This window comes from Parasphingorhabdus sp., from assembly GCF_048269915.1.
Lineage (GTDB): Bacteria > Pseudomonadota > Alphaproteobacteria > Sphingomonadales > Sphingomonadaceae > Parasphingorhabdus.
In genome coordinates, this window is record NZ_JBLWTY010000003.1 from 507,297 (window position 1) to 525,769 (window position 18,473).

22 protein-coding genes are annotated in these 18,473 nt (G+C 57.3%); 7 read left to right on the forward strand and 15 right to left on the reverse strand.

Annotated features, from left to right (window positions below; all coding sequences use genetic code 11):
* Nucleotides 1-15 precede the first annotated feature (15 nt).
* Complete coding sequence (locus ACN0WX_RS10920) at nucleotides 16-891, forward strand: alpha/beta hydrolase (RefSeq protein ID WP_417622339.1); 876 nt, start codon at nucleotides 16-18, stop codon at nucleotides 889-891.
* Here ACN0WX_RS10920 and ACN0WX_RS10925 read toward each other — a convergent pair.
* From ACN0WX_RS10925 to ACN0WX_RS10935, 3 genes are read right to left on the reverse strand one after another with little or no spacing between them, the layout of a single operon-like run.
* Nucleotides 888-1,745 (reverse strand): SDR family oxidoreductase, encoded by an 858-nt coding sequence (locus ACN0WX_RS10925; protein ID WP_417622340.1) that lies wholly within the window; start codon nucleotides 1,743-1,745, stop codon nucleotides 888-890. The two genes, ACN0WX_RS10920 and ACN0WX_RS10925, sit on opposite strands and share 4 nt — an antisense overlap.
* A gap of 43 nt (nucleotides 1,746-1,788) precedes the next feature.
* Nucleotides 1,789-3,114, reverse strand: coding sequence for a spinster family MFS transporter (locus tag ACN0WX_RS10930; protein WP_417622341.1), 1,326 nt, complete (start codon nucleotides 3,112-3,114; stop codon nucleotides 1,789-1,791).
* Nucleotides 3,114-3,884: a hypothetical protein gene (locus ACN0WX_RS10935; protein ID WP_417622342.1), complete on the reverse strand. Its 771-nt coding sequence runs from the start codon at nucleotides 3,882-3,884 to the stop codon at nucleotides 3,114-3,116. The genes ACN0WX_RS10930 and ACN0WX_RS10935 overlap by 1 nt, the downstream gene beginning before the upstream one ends.
* A 120-nt stretch (nucleotides 3,885-4,004) precedes the next feature.
* On the opposite strand from ACN0WX_RS10935, the gene ACN0WX_RS10940 reads away from it, so the two are divergent.
* Nucleotides 4,005-4,820 carry an SDR family NAD(P)-dependent oxidoreductase gene (locus tag ACN0WX_RS10940; RefSeq protein ID WP_417622343.1) on the forward strand — a complete coding sequence of 272 codons (816 nt, stop codon included), beginning with the start codon at nucleotides 4,005-4,007 and terminating at the stop codon, nucleotides 4,818-4,820.
* On the opposite strand, the gene ACN0WX_RS10945 is transcribed toward ACN0WX_RS10940, so the two are convergent.
* Genes ACN0WX_RS10945 through ACN0WX_RS10995 form a run of 11 tightly spaced genes read right to left on the reverse strand, consistent with a single transcriptional unit; the run spans nucleotide 4,817 to nucleotide 13,544 of the window.
* Nucleotides 4,817-5,359 carry a VOC family protein gene (locus ACN0WX_RS10945; protein WP_417622344.1) on the reverse strand — a complete coding sequence of 181 codons (543 nt, stop codon included), beginning with the start codon at nucleotides 5,357-5,359 and terminating at the stop codon, nucleotides 4,817-4,819. The genes ACN0WX_RS10940 and ACN0WX_RS10945 overlap by 4 nt on opposite strands.
* The gene (locus ACN0WX_RS10950; RefSeq protein WP_417622345.1) at nucleotides 5,349-6,602 is read right to left on the reverse strand and encodes a hypothetical protein; all 1,254 of its coding nucleotides are present in this window, start codon (nucleotides 6,600-6,602) and stop codon (nucleotides 5,349-5,351) included. Before ACN0WX_RS10950 ends, ACN0WX_RS10945 begins: the two co-directional genes overlap by 11 nt.
* The gene (locus ACN0WX_RS10955; RefSeq protein ID WP_417622346.1) at nucleotides 6,599-7,375 is read right to left on the reverse strand and encodes an SDR family NAD(P)-dependent oxidoreductase; all 777 of its coding nucleotides are present in this window, start codon (nucleotides 7,373-7,375) and stop codon (nucleotides 6,599-6,601) included. The genes ACN0WX_RS10950 and ACN0WX_RS10955 overlap by 4 nt, the downstream gene beginning before the upstream one ends.
* Nucleotides 7,372-8,556: a sulfotransferase family protein gene (locus ACN0WX_RS10960; RefSeq protein ID WP_417622347.1), complete on the reverse strand. Its 1,185-nt coding sequence runs from the start codon at nucleotides 8,554-8,556 to the stop codon at nucleotides 7,372-7,374. Before ACN0WX_RS10960 ends, ACN0WX_RS10955 begins: the two co-directional genes overlap by 4 nt.
* Nucleotides 8,553-9,356: an SDR family NAD(P)-dependent oxidoreductase gene (locus ACN0WX_RS10965; RefSeq protein WP_417622348.1), complete on the reverse strand. Its 804-nt coding sequence runs from the start codon at nucleotides 9,354-9,356 to the stop codon at nucleotides 8,553-8,555. Before ACN0WX_RS10965 ends, ACN0WX_RS10960 begins: the two co-directional genes overlap by 4 nt.
* A 5-nt stretch (nucleotides 9,357-9,361) precedes the next feature.
* Complete coding sequence (locus ACN0WX_RS10970) at nucleotides 9,362-10,186, reverse strand: SDR family NAD(P)-dependent oxidoreductase (protein ID WP_417622349.1); 825 nt, start codon at nucleotides 10,184-10,186, stop codon at nucleotides 9,362-9,364.
* Nucleotides 10,187-10,188: 2 nt separating this feature from the next.
* Nucleotides 10,189-10,575 carry a carboxymuconolactone decarboxylase family protein gene (locus tag ACN0WX_RS10975; protein ID WP_417622350.1) on the reverse strand — a complete coding sequence of 129 codons (387 nt, stop codon included), beginning with the start codon at nucleotides 10,573-10,575 and terminating at the stop codon, nucleotides 10,189-10,191.
* Between the two features lie 26 nt (nucleotides 10,576-10,601).
* A complete protein-coding gene (locus ACN0WX_RS10980) occupies nucleotides 10,602-11,459 on the reverse strand; it encodes an NAD(P)-dependent oxidoreductase (protein WP_417622351.1) in 858 nt (285 codons plus the stop codon).
* Between the two features lie 31 nt (nucleotides 11,460-11,490).
* The gene (locus tag ACN0WX_RS10985) at nucleotides 11,491-12,249 is read right to left on the reverse strand and encodes a tyrosine-protein phosphatase (RefSeq protein ID WP_417622352.1); all 759 of its coding nucleotides are present in this window, start codon (nucleotides 12,247-12,249) and stop codon (nucleotides 11,491-11,493) included.
* Nucleotides 12,250-12,753 (reverse strand): VOC family protein, encoded by a 504-nt coding sequence (locus ACN0WX_RS10990; RefSeq protein ID WP_417622353.1) that lies wholly within the window; start codon nucleotides 12,751-12,753, stop codon nucleotides 12,250-12,252. It lies immediately after the preceding gene.
* A gap of 11 nt (nucleotides 12,754-12,764) precedes the next feature.
* Nucleotides 12,765-13,544, reverse strand: a complete 780-nt coding sequence (locus tag ACN0WX_RS10995) for an SDR family NAD(P)-dependent oxidoreductase (RefSeq protein WP_417622354.1) — start codon at nucleotides 13,542-13,544, stop codon at nucleotides 12,765-12,767.
* Nucleotides 13,545-13,689: 145 nt separating this feature from the next.
* On the opposite strand from ACN0WX_RS10995, the gene ACN0WX_RS11000 reads away from it, so the two are divergent.
* Genes ACN0WX_RS11000 through ACN0WX_RS11015 form a run of 4 tightly spaced genes read left to right on the forward strand, consistent with a single transcriptional unit; the run spans nucleotide 13,690 to nucleotide 16,702 of the window.
* Entirely contained in the window at nucleotides 13,690-14,961 is a 1,272-nt protein-coding gene (locus ACN0WX_RS11000) for a sulfotransferase family protein (protein WP_417622355.1), read from the forward strand.
* Nucleotides 14,962-14,979: 18 nt separating this feature from the next.
* Complete coding sequence (locus ACN0WX_RS11005) at nucleotides 14,980-15,297, forward strand: 2Fe-2S iron-sulfur cluster-binding protein (RefSeq protein WP_417622356.1); 318 nt, start codon at nucleotides 14,980-14,982, stop codon at nucleotides 15,295-15,297.
* Nucleotides 15,298-15,299: 2 nt separating this feature from the next.
* Nucleotides 15,300-15,680 (forward strand): limonene-1,2-epoxide hydrolase family protein, encoded by a 381-nt coding sequence (locus ACN0WX_RS11010; protein ID WP_417622357.1) that lies wholly within the window; start codon nucleotides 15,300-15,302, stop codon nucleotides 15,678-15,680.
* Complete coding sequence (locus ACN0WX_RS11015) at nucleotides 15,677-16,702, forward strand: LLM class flavin-dependent oxidoreductase (RefSeq protein WP_417622358.1); 1,026 nt, start codon at nucleotides 15,677-15,679, stop codon at nucleotides 16,700-16,702. Before ACN0WX_RS11010 ends, ACN0WX_RS11015 begins: the two co-directional genes overlap by 4 nt.
* 60 nt (nucleotides 16,703-16,762) lie before the next feature.
* On the opposite strand, the gene ACN0WX_RS11020 is transcribed toward ACN0WX_RS11015, so the two are convergent.
* Complete coding sequence (locus ACN0WX_RS11020) at nucleotides 16,763-17,467, reverse strand: TetR/AcrR family transcriptional regulator (RefSeq protein WP_417622359.1); 705 nt, start codon at nucleotides 17,465-17,467, stop codon at nucleotides 16,763-16,765.
* Between the two features lie 77 nt (nucleotides 17,468-17,544).
* On the opposite strand from ACN0WX_RS11020, the gene ACN0WX_RS11025 reads away from it, so the two are divergent.
* Nucleotides 17,545-18,468: a Rieske 2Fe-2S domain-containing protein gene (locus tag ACN0WX_RS11025; RefSeq protein ID WP_417622360.1), complete on the forward strand. Its 924-nt coding sequence runs from the start codon at nucleotides 17,545-17,547 to the stop codon at nucleotides 18,466-18,468.
* Nucleotides 18,469-18,473 lie beyond the last annotated feature (5 nt).

Here is an 18,473-nt window from a genome sequence, read left to right on the forward strand (position 1 = left end):
AAGGAGCGGCGTATAATGCAATCGACTGACATGCGGCTGGATGTCACCTCCATGACCGGTTTGGAGCAAACGGTAGAAATAGCGGCCACCTTGCACCTGCCGGACGATATGCCTGATGGTAAGCTGCAGTTTGTTTTCGCCGTTCATGGCGGCGGATACCAGCGACTTTACTGGGACCCCCCCTTCGCTGATGAAAGCTACAGTTTTGCGCGCTGGTTCACGGACCATGGCAAGGCGGTCCTGGCCATCGATATGCTGGGAATGGGGGAAAGCAGCAAGCCGGAACCGGAAAGCCTGCTCAGCGGAGCCATTGTCGCCGCCGCCCATGCCGCCGCTCTGGCCCAGGTGACTGCAAAGCTGGACCGACCCGTCAGCGTGACGGGCATGGGCCATTCGATGGGCGGAATGATGATGATTGCGCAGGCGGCAAACCATCCTGCATTTGACCGTGTCGCCGTGCTGGGATGGGCGAATGAACCAATGGTGCTGGGCGACACCGATGTCGCAAGCCTTCAGGCGGACATCATCCCCAGTGGTTATCTCCCGACAGTGCGCGCACCGATGCGCAAACTCTTCTACTGGCCCGATGTGCCACCAGATCTGATCGCAGCAGACGAGGCTCATGCATCGTCAACACCTGCCACTTTGGGCCGGGATGCGCTAACTTCAGGTATCGTGCACGAAGCCGCCGCTCGTATCACCGTGCCAGTGCTTGTCGTGCAAAGCGAAATAGATACGAGCCCCGCCCCCGAAAAGGAACTGGCCTATTACAGCGCGTCTCCAGCGGTTGAATTGCAGATCGTAAACGATGCTGCCCACTGCCAGAATTTCGCAGGCACACGCCGCAAACATTGGGCGGACCTCAATGACTGGATCGATCGAACCAGCTAGAATGCCCGGCCACGCATCGCGGCAACCGCGCCGCCGTCGACTCTCAAATCGCAGCCGGTAATATAGCTGGCTGCATCCGAGAGCAGAAACTCCGCCGCCGCCGCAATGTCCTCAGCCCTACCCCAGCGTCGGGCCGGCGTTGCATCGATCATGGCCTGGGCCCGGTCTCCGCTTGCTGCTTCCTTCCGGCCCATCGAAGTTGCGATGACACCGGGCGACAGCGATATTATCCGGGCGCCTTTTGTGCCCCAGTCCAGCGCTCGTTGCTCACAAAGGCGTATGATCGCGCGCTTGGAAAATGAATAGGCATGGCTCTCCATCTTGCCACCGAGCGTCCCGGCCAGCGCCGCCAGTCGTGGCTCCAGCGCTGCGAAAAGTGCGGGCTGCAGAGGATCGTCAAGCAATGACTCGATTGTCGAATCCTGAGGCCCGAGATGGCCTGCGACAGACGCTATCATCACGCAGGCTGCGCCAGGCCCTAGGAAAGGTTCCAGCGCATCGAGCAGGCGCACAGGGCCGATGCTGTTGGCCCGGATTATCGATTGCCAGTCCGCCTGCGCGGGTGACAAGCCGGCTGCATTGACGACAGACCGGATGATGCCTGTCTGTGCACAGCGCTCTGCCAACGCCTCGGCCAGCGACGGATCGTCGAGAGCGCCCGCAAGCCCCTCGGCCTGAAAGCCTTCTCTGGACAATGCAGAAAGCAATTCTTCCAGGCCCGCTTCGTTGACATCGGTCAATATCAGGCGCTGGGTGCGGCCAAGCAACCTTGCGATGGCCGAACCCATGCCACCAGCGGCCCCCGTGATGACGGCAAGCTGTGTCACAGCTTTTGCAGATAGCTTAGCCGCCATGCCGTTTGGCCCGCCCTGACGATCGACGCATCATATATATCGCTCATTCAGCCGTCTCCTCCATTGCAGCAATTTCCCCGGCGATCGACCGCGCGGCTCGCCAATAGCAATAAATTGCGAGCAGTAGGAAAAGTCCAAGTAACAGCAAGGCCTGTTGCAGGCCCGTACCCGCCGCGGTGCTGCATGCCGCGCTAATGGCCGTGTCCCCGGCAACGAGGCATTCCCTGACATAGGCGCGCCCGTAATTTACTTGTGCCAGCCAATCGCTCATGAACCCCAGGAAAGCCGAACCGATACCCAGACCGAAGCAGGTTTGCCCGAAAGCGTGGATCGCAGCGGCAGTAGCCCGCATTCTTGGCTCCACCAAACGCTGTGTCACCGTCATGATTGTCGGCAGAAATGCATAGAGGCAAAAAGTCGCGGCAAAGATCAGGCCAGCCAGCAAGCGCCAGTCATCCTGATAGATTGCAGCGAGATAAAGCGGCAGGGCCAGCGATGTGGAGATAATCGGCAATAGGCCATAGCGACGGTGGCAATGGCTTGCGAAACGGTCGGCGAGCATCCCACCGACAACCCCTCCCGAAGCGGTGGCAAGACTGAAGGCCAGCGCAAAGGTGAGCGCCGCTTCGCCTACCGCAAAATCGAAGCGCCGGATCAACAACGGAATGAGGAATATGTTCAGCCCGAAACCGACCAGCGCAACCATCCCGCTACCGATGGTGAAGCTAAGAAAAGCGCGCGAATGCCAAACCGTGCGGATGACTTGAGCGAAGGGCGGTGCTCTGTCGCCGGCGTTGCGTCGCTCCGGTTCGCGGATTGTGAGCCAGAGCAGAAGGGCCAGCAGCAACCCCGGAGCACCCATCACCAGAAAGGCCATTCTCCAGCCATGCTCCTGCGCTATCCAGCCTCCGCCCAGTGCGCCAATAGCACCACCGACAGACACACCGACCGCGATCATCGAAAATACGGTAGCCCGTTTTTCCGGTTCGAAGCGGTCAGCGATCAGCGATACGACCGGCGGCGTAAAGCCCGCTTCTCCGATGCCGACCCCCATGCGTGCGAGCAGCAGCTGAGCATAGCCCATTGCCGCCCCCGACAGCATCGTCATCGCGGACCACAGGGCGGTCGCGGCCGCAATAATTCCCACTCGGCTGATCCTTTCGGCCAGCCGCGCGATCGGAATGCCGATCCCGCCATAGAATAATGCAAAGGCGGCACCGCCCATGATTCCGAGTTGAAAATCGCTAAGACCAAATTCCTGCCTGATCGGTTCCCCGACAACCGCGATGATCATCCGGTCGATAAAATTAAACGCGTAAATCGTCCCGAGCAGTATAATGAACCACCACTCTCGACCGGAAAATCGCATCAGGCGTTTGAACCCGCTCGCAGCGCCGCCATCTGCGCGATGACATGAATGGCGATCATGCACAGGATCATGGTTGCGGCCCCGGCCGCCCAGGTCAGCGGCGTTGACCAGGCCGAGTTGAGCGCCAGTGATACGGGAGCCGTCGTCGATCCCAGAGTCGAAGCATAGGTGAAGCTCGGCAGGATCAGGAGCCAGAGGCGCCTGGGTCCCTCCAGATAGGGTAAAAACACTGCGAGAGCCGCGCCAAGTACAAACCCGCCGGTAGCGTCGCAGAAGGAGAACCAGACAGGTGATCCGAAGACATGGAATGGCTGGTTGCCGTAGAACGCGCTCAATTCCATCCATTCACAGATCGACACGGCAAGCCAGTCGACAAAGGCGGTGGCAAAAAACAATTGCCAGATTCGTCCTGCCGAAACACCCGATTCAATCACCCGCCAGACAAGATAGGCGGTTCCGCCAAAAAACCATGCATAGCCGAGCGGTACATACCAGGGGATTGTCCGCTCAAAACCACGGAAAAAGGCGAGGCTATTTTCGTCGGGATACCAGTAGAGCAGCGTATTGTCATAAATCGGTTCAATCATCACCGCCGACAAGGCAGTTCCGGCGAACACCAGCGGCAATATCCAGCCGCGGCGTTTGCGCTCCCCACCAAAGGCCCACCACAGCAATATTGCCGACATGATAATGGTTGTACCGACGAGAAAAATCGTTCCTGCCGGCTCGGGTGCGGGCATTGTCGGCATCGATATTATGGTGTTTTGCATTTAACCCCTCCCCTGATTCAATTGCAGGCGTTAATCACAGCCGTCAAGCTGGGACCTTCCAATCGGCAGGTCACCTCATTCGCTCGAAATTGCGATCAGCCGGAGTGAAAGGATTTACACATGACAAGACGACTCGAGGGCAAAATAGCATTGGTTACCGGAGCGGCTGGCGGCATCGGCATGGCATCGGCGAAACGGCTTGCCGATGACGGTGCGATCGTCGTGCTTGCCGATATTGATCTGGCGGGCGCAGAAGCGGCATCCGGGCAAATTGAGGGTTCGGCTGCCTATAAAGTCGATCTGACCGATGAAGCGGCAGTCAGGTCCCTGTGCGAAACAGTGGCGGACCGTTTCGGCCAAATCGACATATTGCACAATAACGCGGCGATCCAGAATGATGCGCAACGCCAGGCCGACCTCGATGTCGTGAACCTTGATGTTGCGGCATGGGATAAGGCGATGGCGGTCAATGTTCGCGGCGCAATGCTGATGACAAAATATGTCGTTCCGCACATGATCGCGGCGGGCGGCGGTTCGATTATCAACAGCGCTTCGGGTTTCGGTGTACAGGGTGAAGCCACGCTGACCGCTTACGGCTCTTCAAAGGCCGCCCTGATCCAGCTGAACCGGATGATCGCGACGCAATATGGCAAACAGAATGTGCGCTCCAACTGCATGGTCATCGGTTTTGTGCTGACCCGGATGGCGGTTGAATCGACGCCCGATATGGTGAAGGAGATTTTGCTGTCCCACCATCTGACGCCGGAACTGGGCCAGCCCGAGGATATTGCCAATCTGGTTGCCTTCCTGGCCAGCGATGAAAGCAAATTCATCACCGGCGCGGCGATCCCGATCGACGGTGGCGTAACCGCGCATCAGCCCAGCTATGCCGATTTCCAGAAAATGTTTGCCGCGATGGGGAGCGGAAAGCTCTAGCCAGCCAGTTCTGCCAGACGATCCATGCCGCGCACGGGGTCGGTCACGCCATCCCATTTGGCATGGGCTTTTTCCATCAGCGCCAGCGACCCCTGGATGGCGTCCGACATCTCCATCAATTCGATATAATAGCCATTGGCGGCATATGTATCGAACAGGCAAAAGCGTTCGCCCGAGGGCATCTGCCCGCTATAGGCGACGGGAAAACCCGCCCGGCTCAAGCGCGCATGGCCGGTTTCAAAATCGGTCCGCGGCATGACATGATGCAGCCCCGGTCCGCGATCGGCCAGAAAGTCGATAAAGGGTGATTTGCCATCATTGGTCTGGGCGAGCAGTTCGATCAATTGGCCACCCGAAAAACCAAAGCCGACTTTCAGCGCGACTTCGGTTGGTTCGCCGTAATAAAGCTGTCCCGGCAGCACGGGCACATCGAACACGAAAAAAGGTCCTGCGCCCAGATCGCGGGTCCAATGATCAACTGCCGCGTCAAAATCTTCGACCACATGGCATAGTTCAATAACCGATCCTTCAGGTTGCATCGCTCCACCCTTGCTTGCTTGTCCGCTGGGCGAATGACTGCGCTCGCGCAGCAATTTGCGCTCGGCGGCCTGCCAGATCAATGCGCGGAACATCCGCCGGAATATCATCGAATTTCACAAGTCGCACATCGCGGATCATCTGGTCTATGGCCGACCCCGCGGGCACACCCTGCCAGCGCGTGAGCATCCAGCCTTCGTGGAGTCCGCATGTATCAATCCAGTTGGCAATACCCGGATCAGCGAGCGCTATCGCATAGGTCACGCTACCATCGGCATTGGGTGTGACCTGCGCCTTGTTGAGGCTGGCAAGCCGGAGCATGGGATCAGGCGCGATGGTCCAGGGATCGGTAATCTGGAAACCCGTATAATAGCTGCCCACCGGATCCAGCGTTACCAGCACCGCCTCGTCGTCAGCCAGTGCGAAACGCCCTCCTGCCAGATATCCCCAATTGCCATCACGGCCATTGGGCCCGACAAGCTTGTTGGGCTCGGGAAAGCCTAGAAAATCGTCCTTGAATCCGCGCCAGAAGCGGACCCAGGCTGGCATGTCGGCGGTGATAGTGGCGGCAATCTCGTCCTCGGTTCGTGGCCGCCTTCCGGAGGGTGGATCGAGCCGCCTGACACGCACCTCGGCGGGCAGCTGGTCCCAATCCGCCTGACTGTCTCGTGTATAAATTTGAATCCGGCCCGGTTCCGATTTGAGGTGCAACGGACCGCCTGCGCCTGGCCCAGCCGTGACCGTCACCCGACCTTCCCTATCGCAGTGCGGGAGCAAATCCTGCAAGGTCAACGCTCCGATATTGCGGCCCAGCCCAGCATGATGGTCCGGCTCCATTTCAATCACTATGCTGAATTGCGGCGGGTTTTTGGAGAAGCGCAAATCAATCTCATAATTCCCCGAGCCGTCGACCGGAATTTCCCGGTTGAAGTTGTCGGGATTGTCCACCGCGACCGCAGCGCCATGATAGACATGACCGAACCAGTTTCGCGGGGGATTAGATACATTCCAGACCACGCGGGGATCGGCCGTGTCGCCATTCGCCTCGCGCATTGCCAGCGCCAGAACCCATTGGTCAAGCGCATGGTCCAGTCCCAGATTGCCATCCGCACTCGCCGCCGCGGGATCCTCGAGCATGGCTTTCCGAGCCTGCTCCCGCGCGGCGCGGATATCCGCCCGCTCGATCAGACGCAGCGCAAGCTTTTCAGCGCTTTCCTGATCCTGAGTATAGAGCGGATTGGTCATGATATCGTACCGACCCGGCCGCCCTCGACAAATATCGTGCTACCCGTGGTGTAGCTGGAAGCATCGCTGGCGAGCAGTATCGCGGCACCCACGGCTTCATCCGCGGCACCGAAACGCTTGATCGCATTGCGTTCTGCAAGGCCGAGCCCCTTGTGGATTTCCGCCTCCAGCCCGTCCGGACTCATCGATCCGACGCACAACGCGTTGACCCGGGTATGGGGAGCGAGAGCCTTGGCAAGCGAACGGGTCAGGAAAGCCAGCGCGGCCTTGCTCACGCCATAGGCAACGGCAGGCGGAACGGGTGTAAAACCGCCGCAGCTCTGCACCGAAATGATTACGCCATTGCCATGCGCCTCCATATCCTTGGCGGTCAGTTCCGCGAGACGCCAGGTTCCCAGAACATTCACGTCCATCGCGGTTTTCCAGACTTCATCTGTGTTTGCCCACAGCCCGCCATCATGGGCATAGACGACGCCCGCAGCAGCATTGTTGAAGACAATATGGATTGGCCCAAAGGCTTCGCGTGCTTTGCGGACAAGATTTTCAAGATCAGCTTTCTCACCGGCATCCGTCGCCACTGCGAGCGCCCTGCCCCCAGCTGCAGCGTTAATTTCTGCTGCGATCCGATCAAGACGGTCCTGCGAGCGCGCCGAAATAACCACATTTGCTCCCAGTTCGGCATAGGCTTTGGCGACATGTTCACCCACGCCGGGACCAACGCCCGTCAGGATTGCGGTCCGGCCGTCGAGCCGGAAACGATCAAGGACACTCATGATTTTGCTCCTGTATCAGGCTTGCCGAGCAAATGGCCGAAACGTTCATAATAATCGGACATCCGCCCGCGCACTTCGTTTATGTCGATGCCGTATTGTTCGGGTGAATGCTTGTGTTTTCCCAGCCGTTTGGCGGCGGGGTTTTCGGCCAGAAATCTGTCGATCCGTGTTTTATGCTCGTCCAAGAAATCCAGGCCGAACCTGTCGTAGATACGCTGGATCGCACCCCTTGGATCGGCGACCACATCCTTATGCGCGAGGTCAATTATCCGTTCTTCAATCGCCGGGTCGTTCCTTGCAACAAGCGCCCGGTTCATGCCGGCCATCCATGTTTCGACCACATCGCGCCCGATCGCAGCCTTGTCCTTGTCACCGCCAAAGGCCGCAAGAAAACCGGCAATCATGCTCGACAACGATGAGAATGTTAGCGCTGGATCGCGGTGCGTCCACACCAGCATCGCGCCGGGATAAGCCTCCAGCAGCGCTGGCAAATCGAACAGATGCTGCGGCGATTTCAATGTCCAGCGACCCTTTGGTCCTTTCCACTGGAAATTCTGCAGCATGCGCTTGTGGGAAATATATTGCCCCGGCGCTTCGCTGCCACGCAGCCATTCGGCATAGTCGGGAACGCCAAGTTCGGCCGGAAAATTGGTGCTGGCAAAATGATATTGCATGCCGTGATTACATTCGCCCGCCTGGGTGCAGTCGAAGCGCTGAATGTCCAGCAATTGCGGGGCATGTTCCAGCCAATTGTCATACATGGCGGTGACTTGGGCAATACGCGGGTCACTGTCGAAACTTGCTGCTTCCGGCGGGGGCCATGGGATATACCATTCCCACTCACGCGGTGCGCGGGCCTCCGGATCGAGGCAGAGCAGATCATAGCAGATCGTGGTGCCGGTGCGCGGCAAGCCGATCACGATTAGCGGCTCGCCAATATCCTGCTCGGCAATTTCAGGGTGCTGCTTGTCATCGTCAACAAAGTGCAGGCGCGTTGAAAGCTGGCCAACAATATTGTGGGTAGCGAGATGCCGCAACTGGTCATTCGGCTGCATCGCCTCTACCGATGCGACAAGCCGTTCAAAACCTTCGCGCCATCCCGTGTCCGGTCCGAAATCATCTAGGCTGGTTGCCTCGCGTGCTGCCGTTTCCAATCCTGCGACGGTCAGCGGCTCGCTCATGACAGATGCTCCTCCATCAATGCCAGCAAATCGGCATAGTGCGGCTGGTGCGAAAGCCCTCCGCCGGAAATCGAGATATTCTCGCCCGTAATATAGCGGCTTTCATCCGATGCCAGAAAAGCCACCAAAGCCGCAATATCATCCGGTGTACCGAACTCGGGCGTCAATATATGGCGCTGGATGATTTCCTTCAGACCCGGCGCCGTGGCCTCCAGCGCTTCGGTCAGAACCACCCCCGGGGCAACCGAATTGCAGCGAATATTCTGCTTGCCATATTGGGTGGCAATATATTTGGACAGAGTGATGATGCCACCCTTGGAAGTGCCGTAGGCAATGCGAGCCAAATCACCCGCTGTCCCGCTATTCGATGCGGTATTGATGATCGCCCCGCCACCGCGGGCAATCATATGCGGAATGGCATATTTGCAGCCCAGCAAGTAGCCGCGCAGGTTTATGTCAATAATCTCGTCCCAGATTTCGATCGGGATGTCGACCGCCGTGCTGTCCAGCGGGTGCTTGGCAGGGTCGGTCATGGCTGCGTTATTGTGCAATATGTCCAGCCCGCCGAAATGGGCAACCGTCGCCGCTATCATTGCTTCTATCGAAGCCGGATCTCCTGCATCAAACTGCACTGCCAATGCGGCGTCACCCAGCGGTTCGGCAGCGGCGCGGGCACTGTCTTCGAACAGATCGGCAATTGCGACCTTTGCCCCTTCGGCAACAAACCGGTGCGCGACGGCGGAACCTATGCCGCCGCCGCCGCCGGTGACAATCGCGATCTTTCCGTCCAGCCTGTTCATCGCCATTATCCTCCGGTAAAACTCTTGTTGAATTCGACAAAGCCGACAAGCCGGTCCTTGCGGTCCGCCTGCACCTGCGGCTGCTTTTCCTGGCCCGGACCGTCCGGCACGATCTGAAGGGGTTCGCCCGCCAGCAAGCCGGCCAGCGCATTGTGGGTGACATCAGCCGGGTCATAGACATCGGACACATCAAAGCCTTCCGGTACGGTACGCAACAGCATCGGTGTGCGCATGATCGGTGCGGCTATCGCAATCACATCAATCCCGCGTTCATGATATTCGGCCCACAAGGATTCCGCGAAATTAATTTCGAACGCCTTGGTGGCAGAATACATGGCAAGATTGGGTTGACCGCCCAGCCCCGCGCCCGATGCCATAACGACGATCCCGCCCTTCCCTCGCGCGAGAAACGCCTTGCCGAAACCATTGGAAGCGTCGATCAGCGTGGAGATGTTCATCCGTACCAATCGGTGGGCAGGATCGGTGCTGTCTTCAAAAAAATTGGCAAAACCGTCGGCACCCGCATTGGATATATACAGTCCCACATCAAGCCCATCTGCTGCTTCGACGATACGCAAACCAGCGCCTTGCTCGGTCAGGTCTTGCGCTATGGCGCGATATTCTATGCCGTGAGTGGCCTTGAGTTTTTCCCCCAATGCCTTCAGCGCCGGGAGGCGGCGGGAGACGAGGACCAGATTGATCCCCATCGCAGCCAATTCACGGGCATAGCATTCGCCGGTGCCTTCCGAAGCGCCTGCAATCACGGCCCACGGCCCATATCTGGCTGCAAAAACCTCGCTATCGAGTGGTTGCCTGACGAGCTCGCGCACCCCTATTCTGCCTTCTTCATTTCGGCTACGCGCGCTTTCGCGGCCTCGATACCGCGAAATACCGCAGTTGTGTTGCCGGCGCCGGCATAGAAAAGCAAAAAGAGTGGAATTTGTTCCAGCTGTTCGTCGGTGAATTCCTCGTTCACCAGTGCGCCGGTCATCTGAATCTCGACCAGATCCTGCCGTCCCAGCATCGCGGTTGCACCCAGCACCATCAGCCGCTTTTCTCGAATGGAAAAGGCTTCGTTGCCCCACGTATTGGCAAACTGATTGCCGACAATTTCCTGATTAAAGGGTGTTTCCTTGTACGGCTTGACCATTTCAGAAGTGCCCGGTCCGTAAACCGCATCGAATACGTCCAGTCCTTTTTTCCACTGTTCGTCGTTCATCATTCAGTCCTTTATATATAAAATTACTAAAGCGGCTGTCCCATTGGATATTCCAGGCCCGATGTGGACAGCGCATTGTCACGGATCATTTCAACCATTGGCAAGCGAGCGCCGAATTTCGCGGCCTCCTCGATGGCCACTTCCAGGTCCTTGACCATCAAGTTCATGAAATAATTGCGGATGCCGGTTTCCTGCTCATTGCCTTCCGCATCGGGTCGCAAGGCCATTGCAAGTGCGCCTTCCAGCCCTCCTCCCGCATTGGGATCGCCAGCCAATGCCATCTGCAACTGCTCAAGATCGACACCGTAATTGCGGGCGATAACCGCGCCTTCATATCCCGCTCTGATACAACCGAAATAAGTCGTATTGCGGGCAATCTTGGCTGCCATGCCCGTGCCCGGGCCACCCATATGGATCACCGAACCGGCAAATCCGTCAAAAATTGGCTTTGCCGCCGCCAAGTCGGCTTCGCTGCCACCCGCCAGACAGATCAGTCCATTCTCGGCTGATTTCGGGCCGTTGGTGACACCGCAATCAATCAATGTCACACCGGCATCGGCGCATAATTTTTGCGCAGTGGCAAGATCTGTCATCGAAATGGTCGACAACAGGATCACCGTCTGTCCGGGCTTGTCCGCTGCCAGCACGCCCTCCGGCCCGGACAGCACTGCAATCGTCTGCTCGCCGTTCAGAACGGCTATCAACACGCAATCGGATGCCTTGGCCAATTCGCGCGGATTGGCCGATACCGCAGGCCCGCCCGGTATCTGTTCAGCCGCCTCGGGGCGTACATCATATACGGCCGCCAGTTGGCCAGAGCGCTGCAGGCATTGCGCAACACCGCCGCCAATTCCGCCCAGTCCGATCACACCACCTGTTTTCATTATAAAAATCCCTTCGTTAACTTTATCAATTTCATTCGACCAGCATGTCACCAATGGCCTCGCGCATATTTCTGTCCATACCAGCATCCGCAAAATAGTTGTCCAGACCGTTCCATCGTTTGTCGACCTCGGACCAGGCGGCTTCCAGATATTCGGCGCGTACGCCGACGAGCGCATCGATTTGGCCCGGGCTCGGCAGGAAGCCATAACTGTTGATGAAACCGGCTTCGATAGTGCCAGCCCGCACCATATTTTCGCCGAACACACTTGATTTCAGGTAATCCTGCAAAATATGCTCGCGGGACACCCCCACGGATTCCAGAAGAAAAGCAACAGCAACCCCGGTGCGGTCTTTGCCGGCCGTGCAGTTGATCAAAGCCGGCACATGATCGGCAACCAGCGCTTCCGCAATCACTGGCCAATGAGGGGCAAGCGACCCGGGAATGGATCGATAGGCATCCTTCATCGTCTCGATGGCGATCGCGGGATCGGTTCCCTGGTTTAATCGCTCTCGTCCTTCGTCGCCAAAAACGCGCAGGTCCGCGTCCACTTCCAGGCCGAGCCATCGGCAAGTTGGCTGATGCCACTGGTGAGGCACTTCTTCCCGCTCTTGCCCGGAACGAAGATCAATGATGGTCCGGATTTGAAATGACCGCAATTCCTCGATCTGCGTCGGGGTGAAATTACGCGGTCCTTCGCTGCGGAACAGTTTCCCGGCAGCTGTCACCCCTTGACTGGTCGGGAGGCCGCCCAGATCGCGAAAATTCAGATGGGTGATCGACTCAGGCATTTAACTGTCCGGATATACGGGAATGGCATCTGACATTTGCGCGTAAAATCCCGCATCAAACCAGACATGTTCGATATAGTGGCCCAGGGTGGCCCGCTCGTCGGTATAGGCAAAGCGCATAAGGTCGGCCATGCCGCCACGATAGACAACCGGATGTTTCTCCGGGTCAATCGAAGCCAGATGCGCTTCGAAATTGGCCAGCGGCCCCGATATCCGAAGACAGGCATGATGGAAACACATTGCAAAGCTGCCGTCCTTCGGCAGAGGATCGCTGTACATGGCATTCCCGTCGAGGGGTTCGATCAATTCTATCTCGGTCCCGCCGACATTGGCCAGCGCAATTTTGAGTCGATAGGGATGCGAGGCTTCAAGACCTGGCCCATCATTGGTAAAGACATGGAAAGACGGCACGTCAAACCGGTCCCGCCAGATGGCAAGCGCCTGATCGAGGTCATTGGTTACATAAGCGTTCTGGCTATGCCGGGCATTCATATGTGGAAACACCGCCTCTCCTCCTAGTTGCTGCTGATCTTGCCACCGTCGATGATCAACGTGTCGCCGGTGTGGTAGCGGGATAGATCGCTTGCGAGATAAATGGCAGCCCCCCAGAGGTCGTCCGGATTTCCTGCCCGCCCAAGCGGTGCTTTAGCGGCGACCGAGTCCACGATTAACTTGCCGACCTCCGGGTCAGCCATCGTCATTTCGGTGATGATGAAACCCGGCGCAATCACGTTGCAGCGGATGCCATGGGGACCGAGCTCGGCGGCAATCCCCTTTGCCAGAGCGGCGAGCGCTCCTTTGGCGGCGCCATAATGAGTCATGGTCGGTACGCCCTGAAAAATTGACCCGCTGCCGCAAACGATCATCGAGCCACCTGCTCCTCGTTCAACCATATGTCTGGCAACTTCACGAAGGGTGAAGACCACGCCGTGCTGGTTGACATTGATCAGATTGTGATAGGTTTCGGGGTCCATTTCAATAAACGGTTTTTGGGAAGCGATCCCGGCATTGGCCACGACCGTATCAATCTTGCCCATGACGGAAATCGCAGAAGCAACCCCTGCAACAATGGTAGCTTCATCCGTCACATCCACAGTGTCTGTATGAACCTTCACGCCCAGAGATTTCAGTTTTTCCGCTGCCTGCTCATTGGCATCGGTCCGCCGACCCCAGAGAATGAGATCGCTGCCTGCCCGCGCCAAGCCTTCGGCGAATCCGAAGCCAAGCCCCGAATTGGCTCCTGTTACCAGCGCCACCTTGCCGGACAAATCAAACAGGTTTTCAGGCCTGGTCACGTTACAATCTTCTCCATGGATATTTTTTCGATCTTCTAGCTACGCCCTTCAAAGAGCTGCCCCCCATATCTTTCGGTAGGGCAAGGTTTGAAATTCTGCTCTTCTAGACACAGTGAGAGAAACAGGCGAAAATGGAGCCAGACCAATGGTGCGTTCCGCGACCAAAGGGCAAATATTCGAAATTGACGATATGCTCGCGCCGATATTGACCGAGCAGCAGAGTGCCGCGCTCGAGGGCGCTGCGATGGCAAGCTTCGACTTTTCCTCGGACGCGATACTGGCCGCGGCAGCGGGACAAACAGGTCTGAGCGACTTCGGCGCAATGGATTTTGTCGAACGGCTCGACCTGTGGTGCGAGTGCGTTCGCGAAGACAAATTCCTGTCACCGGTCAGTCACGCCGCATTGTGGACCATGTTCGTGCGTTATGCCGCAGACCGGCTGAGGGTCGAAGATATCTGCAAGCGCCATCCGGAAATCCTCGCCATTGAAATTGATCGTCCGATTATCGTTGCCGGGCCACCGCGGTCGGGCACCACGCATCTGCTGGGGTTGCTCTCCGCTGACACGAGGCTGCGATCCCTCCCCTGGTGGGAGGCGACAGCCCCGGTTCCGACCGAAGCCGATACACCCACGGCGGACGATCCCAACCCTCGCTGGACAAGGGCGCAAGCGGGCTGGGAACAGCAGGATGCGCTGATGCCCCTGTTCAAATATATGCACGAATTTTCGCCTGATCATATCAGCGAAGATATCGAACTTCAGGCGCTCGATTTCTCATCCTATCTGCTCGAATGGATGGCGCTGGTTCCCAAATGGCGCGACTATTATCTCAGTCATGATCAATCTGGCACCTACGCCTATCTGAAAAAAGGATTGCAGGTCCTGACCTTCCTGAAAGGGCCAAACCGCTGGGTCATCAAATGCCCGCAGCACATGGAACAGCTACCAGTTTTGCGTAAGAGCTTCCCCGATGCGACCTATGTCATCACGCACCGCGATCCCGTCGGCTCAATCCGGTCAACGCTTTCCATGTGGCTATATGCCTCGCGCATCCTTCGCACCAAGAGTAACCCCGAAGAGCCGAAAGGATATTGGATCGAGCGTTACAAGACCATGTTGGAGCGCTGCGTTCGCGATCATGACTGCCTGCCGGCAGAACAGACGGTGGACGTCTATTTCCACCAATGGATCAAAGATCCTGACAGCATATTGCACGAGATTTACGCGAAAGCCGGACTGCCGCTCGATTCGGATGTTTTGGCGACCATGCACCAATATCATGCGGACAATGACCCCGGCGTGAAGGGTCGGGTGATGTTCAATCTGGAGCGCGATTTTGGATTGACCGCCGACGATATTCGCAAGGATTTCGAATTTTACTTCGACCGTTTCCCGGTCGAAAAAGAAGTCAAATGAAAGATAATGGAGTGAAAAATGCCAACAATTAATGTGATTGACCGTTCTGGAACCAGTAAAGCTGTCGAGGCCGCCGAGGGCGTATCGCTGATGGAAGTCATTCGTGATGAAGGATTTGACGAATTGCTTGCCCTCTGCGGCGGCTGCTGTTCCTGTGCGACCTGTCATGTTCATGTCGATCCTGCCTTTGCCGGCAAGCTGCCGGAAATGACCGAAGACGAGAGCGATCTGCTCGATGGTTCGGATCATCGGGACGCAAATTCGCGTTTGTCCTGCCAGATTGAAATGACGGCAGACCTCGATGGCATTACCGTGACCATTGCCGAAGAAGATTGATCGTGCGCGATCCGCTTGCCGAAGTTCTCTCCTTTTTTGACGAATGGAAGCCGACGCTGGCCGATATGCTCTCGTCCATGGAAAAGCGTTTTACCGACCAAACCGTCTGGGAAAATGTCGGCATGTCCAAAACCACCGGTTTTGCGGAGGCTAAAATGTTCATGGACGAGTTCGCAAAATTGCTCCCGATTGAAAGCGGCGAAGTGATTGTCCATCACGCCTCTGCCCGCGACAATGTCGTGCTTACCGAACGCACCGACAATTTTTACGACAGGGACGGCAAGCAGATTGTTTCGATCAAGCTCATGGGCGTGTTCGAAATGGACGGTTCAAAAATCATCGCATGGCGTGATTATTTTGATACCGCCAAAGGCTTCGGATGATCGCGGCGGACAAGCCGATCTGGGCCGAACTGCCGGTACTGCCTGCCGAGGAACTCGTACCACTGGTCCAGAGTCTTGAAGCCGCTGGCGTGGAAGGCGTCTGGGCACCGCAGATATTCGGCGCGCCCTTTACCACATTGGCTGCTGCGGCAGCGGTCACCAAAAGAATCAAGCTGGGCACCGGTATTGCGCTGGCCTTTTCACGCAGCCCGCTCGAGACGGCATGCAGCGCGATCGATCTCGATCATATCAGTGACGGGCGAACGGTGCTCGGACTCGGCTCCAGCGCCCAAAGCCAGATCGAAGGCAGTTTCGGCATGACCTATGGCAAGCCGTTAGCCCATATGAGAGAAGTTGTCGGGCAAGTGCGGGCGGTGATAGCCAATGGCCATAGTGGCGAACTGGGGCGGCTCGAAGGTGAGTATACAACGCTTGATCTATCCCACTTCCGCCTGGTCCGCCCGGCGCGGCGATCCGCTATCCCGATCTATCTGCCCGCCATATTTGAAAAAGCGTGCGAACAGGCGGGCATGATCGCCGACGGCTTGCTTGGCCATCCGCTCTGGACCACCGACTGGGTCCGCAACACAGTCCGCCCGCATCTGCAGCTCGGCCTTGACGCAGCAGGACGGCAACGGTCGGAACTGGATCTCAACCTGATGATGTTCACGGTCATCAATGACAACCGCGCGGAGGCAATAGACGATGCGCGCGCCAATATCGCTTTCTATACCCAGTCCCCCCAATATCTTCGCTATTTCGAAGCCATTGGATTTGGAAAGGAAGCCAGGGCGATACAGGCCGGTTTCGCAGTTCAGGACTATACCGCGATGGCCAAATCCTGTCCCGACGAAATGGTCACCGCGATTACAATATTGGGTTCCGCCGACGATGTCCGGGCCCAGGTTGCCGAGCGCACCGAATTCGCCGATTCATTCACCCCGGTTGTGCCGCAATTCGGTATCGAACCGGACAAGGCCGCCGGTTATCGACAGCGTATCGCCGACCTGTTCTATCGGTAATGTGGCGAAGGTCTCTTGGAATGATTGGAAGCGTATTTGCCCTGTTGTGAGCTATTGCTCCTACTGGCCAGCAAAGAGCCCCATCAACAGAAATTCGGCCATGATATCCGCCTCCCGATCAATAGATGATCCTGCGACGGGAGTTTGATCGGGCAGCAATTTTTCCTGCAACGGCCTGAGCGCAAAATAGGAGCCGACACCATGGACCAGAAGCGCCAGCAACGCCCCCGATCCTATCGGTGTCAATTGCCTCTTCGAAGCGACATCGGCAATTAATTGCTGCAGGCGTTTCTGAAACGGCAGGATAAATTGCTTGAGCAGATATTCCAGCCGCCAGCTGTCCTGTTGTCCCTCCTGGTAACTGATCGCAACGATGTCCGAGTTGATGATCGCCCATTGACAGAAACGATGGATAAGATCACGAAGCCGGTCTTCCGGCTTTTCACTTTCTGTGAAAGCCTGTTCAACGATACGCGCCGCCTCGGCCAGTCGCCAATCGACGGCAGCCTTCCATAAATCCGATTTGCGACCGAAGCGAACGTTGAGAAGATTGTGGCTGACGTCGAGTTCGCGGGCCATCGCTCGCATCGTCGAGGCTTCATATCCATGCGCCGCGAACATCGAGAAAGCGACACGCAGCAACCGGGCCTCATCAATTGAGGCTTTGGTATCGGCTCGGGGACGCCCCCGTTTTCTTTCACCGTTCCGGCGCGACTGGCCTCTTGCGGCAGGTTTCGCGACTGGAGAATTTTCGGACAAGCTCATAGAACCAACTTGACAATTAAATTGTCACCTGTCAATTTTATTGTCAGGTTGCAGGATTGGAAGGTTATGAGTCGCATATGACGGAACCAGTTTGGTGGGCGGTTGCCCGCTCTGAAGAAATAAGCAAGGACAAGCCTGTCAATGTCGATATAGGCGATCAGCCCGTTGTGCTGTGGCGCGATAATACCGGAGCTGTCCGTGCGCTGGAGGATCGTTGTCCCCATCGCCGTGCGCCGCTCTCGCTGGGTTGCGTGCTCGGCAACGGCATGATCCAGTGCGGCTATCATGGCTGGACCTATGACGGTGCCACCGGCCACCTCGAAGATATTCCCAATCTCAAAAGCCAGCAGAAATTTCCGAAACTCTATCGTGCCCAGCCCTTTGGCGTGTCTGAAAGCGGCGGGTTTGTTCACGTCTGCCTCGACCCCAAAGCCCGGCCACCGGCTCCACGGGATGAAACTCTGCCGCTGTCGGGTAGTGAGAATATTGCCCTGGGCCATGAACATTATATCAATGCACTGTTCGACGATCCGGCCCTGTTGATCAACATTCGTGGCGTACGCTTCACAACCTATCTGATGACGGAATTGTCCGAGCAGGATGGACGTCTGGTGCTGGAACGGTCGTGCCAATGGGCGTCGCCGCACTGGCCAGCACCATTTTCGTCGGATTTTCCGGTTACGTTGAAAATTTCGACCGATCCGGCATCGGGTGAAAGTGAGCTGCTGCTGCGCGACGACCAGTTCCATCCCTTGCTGCGTGCAATCCTTGCCCCCGTCCCTGCCGCAAGAGGGGTTACGCAGGTCCGCTGGCGCGCAAAGCTCGAATCAAGGCGTCCCGGACTGATGGCGAAAGCAATGGGTCTTGGGGCTCCCTTGCAAGTCTATTCGCATGTTGATGGAGCGGCATTGCGAGAGTTGAAGCCTTCGGCGTCGATCCATGCGGCAGAACTGCGGCAGGAAATCGCTGGACGAACCGTGCGGCAGGATGCTGCGGCCTGACCGCA

What these genes read in the sequence shown, in the direction of transcription:
- ACN0WX_RS10945 (WP_417622344.1), bottom strand. Translation starts at nt 5,359, where the DNA reads ATGCAACCTGAAGGATCGGTTATTGAACTATGCCATGTGGTCGAAGAT.
- ACN0WX_RS11015 (WP_417622358.1), top strand. Translation starts at nt 15,677, where the DNA reads ATGATCGCGGCGGACAAGCCGATCTGGGCCGAACTGCCGGTACTGCCT.
- ACN0WX_RS10985 (WP_417622352.1), bottom strand. Translation starts at nt 12,249, where the DNA reads ATGCCTGAGTCGATCACCCATCTGAATTTTCGCGATCTGGGCGGCCTC.
- ACN0WX_RS10920 (WP_417622339.1), top strand. Translation starts at nt 16, where the DNA reads ATGCAATCGACTGACATGCGGCTGGATGTCACCTCCATGACCGGTTTG.
- ACN0WX_RS11000 (WP_417622355.1), top strand. Translation starts at nt 13,690, where the DNA reads ATGGTGCGTTCCGCGACCAAAGGGCAAATATTCGAAATTGACGATATG.
- ACN0WX_RS10950 (WP_417622345.1), bottom strand. Translation starts at nt 6,602, where the DNA reads ATGACCAATCCGCTCTATACTCAGGATCAGGAAAGCGCTGAAAAGCTT.
- ACN0WX_RS10935 (WP_417622342.1), bottom strand. Translation starts at nt 3,884, where the DNA reads ATGCAAAACACCATAATATCGATGCCGACAATGCCCGCACCCGAGCCG.
- ACN0WX_RS10980 (WP_417622351.1), bottom strand. Translation starts at nt 11,459, where the DNA reads ATGAAAACAGGTGGTGTGATCGGACTGGGCGGAATTGGCGGCGGTGTT.
- ACN0WX_RS10965 (WP_417622348.1), bottom strand. Translation starts at nt 9,356, where the DNA reads ATGAACAGGCTGGACGGAAAGATCGCGATTGTCACCGGCGGCGGCGGC.
- ACN0WX_RS10960 (WP_417622347.1), bottom strand. Translation starts at nt 8,556, where the DNA reads ATGAGCGAGCCGCTGACCGTCGCAGGATTGGAAACGGCAGCACGCGAG.
- ACN0WX_RS10930 (WP_417622341.1), bottom strand. Translation starts at nt 3,114, where the DNA reads ATGCGATTTTCCGGTCGAGAGTGGTGGTTCATTATACTGCTCGGGACG.
- ACN0WX_RS11020 (WP_417622359.1), bottom strand. Translation starts at nt 17,467, where the DNA reads ATGAGCTTGTCCGAAAATTCTCCAGTCGCGAAACCTGCCGCAAGAGGC.
- ACN0WX_RS11025 (WP_417622360.1), top strand. Translation starts at nt 17,545, where the DNA reads ATGACGGAACCAGTTTGGTGGGCGGTTGCCCGCTCTGAAGAAATAAGC.
- ACN0WX_RS10940 (WP_417622343.1), top strand. Translation starts at nt 4,005, where the DNA reads ATGACAAGACGACTCGAGGGCAAAATAGCATTGGTTACCGGAGCGGCT.
- ACN0WX_RS11005 (WP_417622356.1), top strand. Translation starts at nt 14,980, where the DNA reads ATGCCAACAATTAATGTGATTGACCGTTCTGGAACCAGTAAAGCTGTC.
- ACN0WX_RS10925 (WP_417622340.1), bottom strand. Translation starts at nt 1,745, where the DNA reads ATGGCGGCTAAGCTATCTGCAAAAGCTGTGACACAGCTTGCCGTCATC.
- ACN0WX_RS10975 (WP_417622350.1), bottom strand. Translation starts at nt 10,575, where the DNA reads ATGAACGACGAACAGTGGAAAAAAGGACTGGACGTATTCGATGCGGTT.
- ACN0WX_RS10955 (WP_417622346.1), bottom strand. Translation starts at nt 7,375, where the DNA reads ATGAGTGTCCTTGATCGTTTCCGGCTCGACGGCCGGACCGCAATCCTG.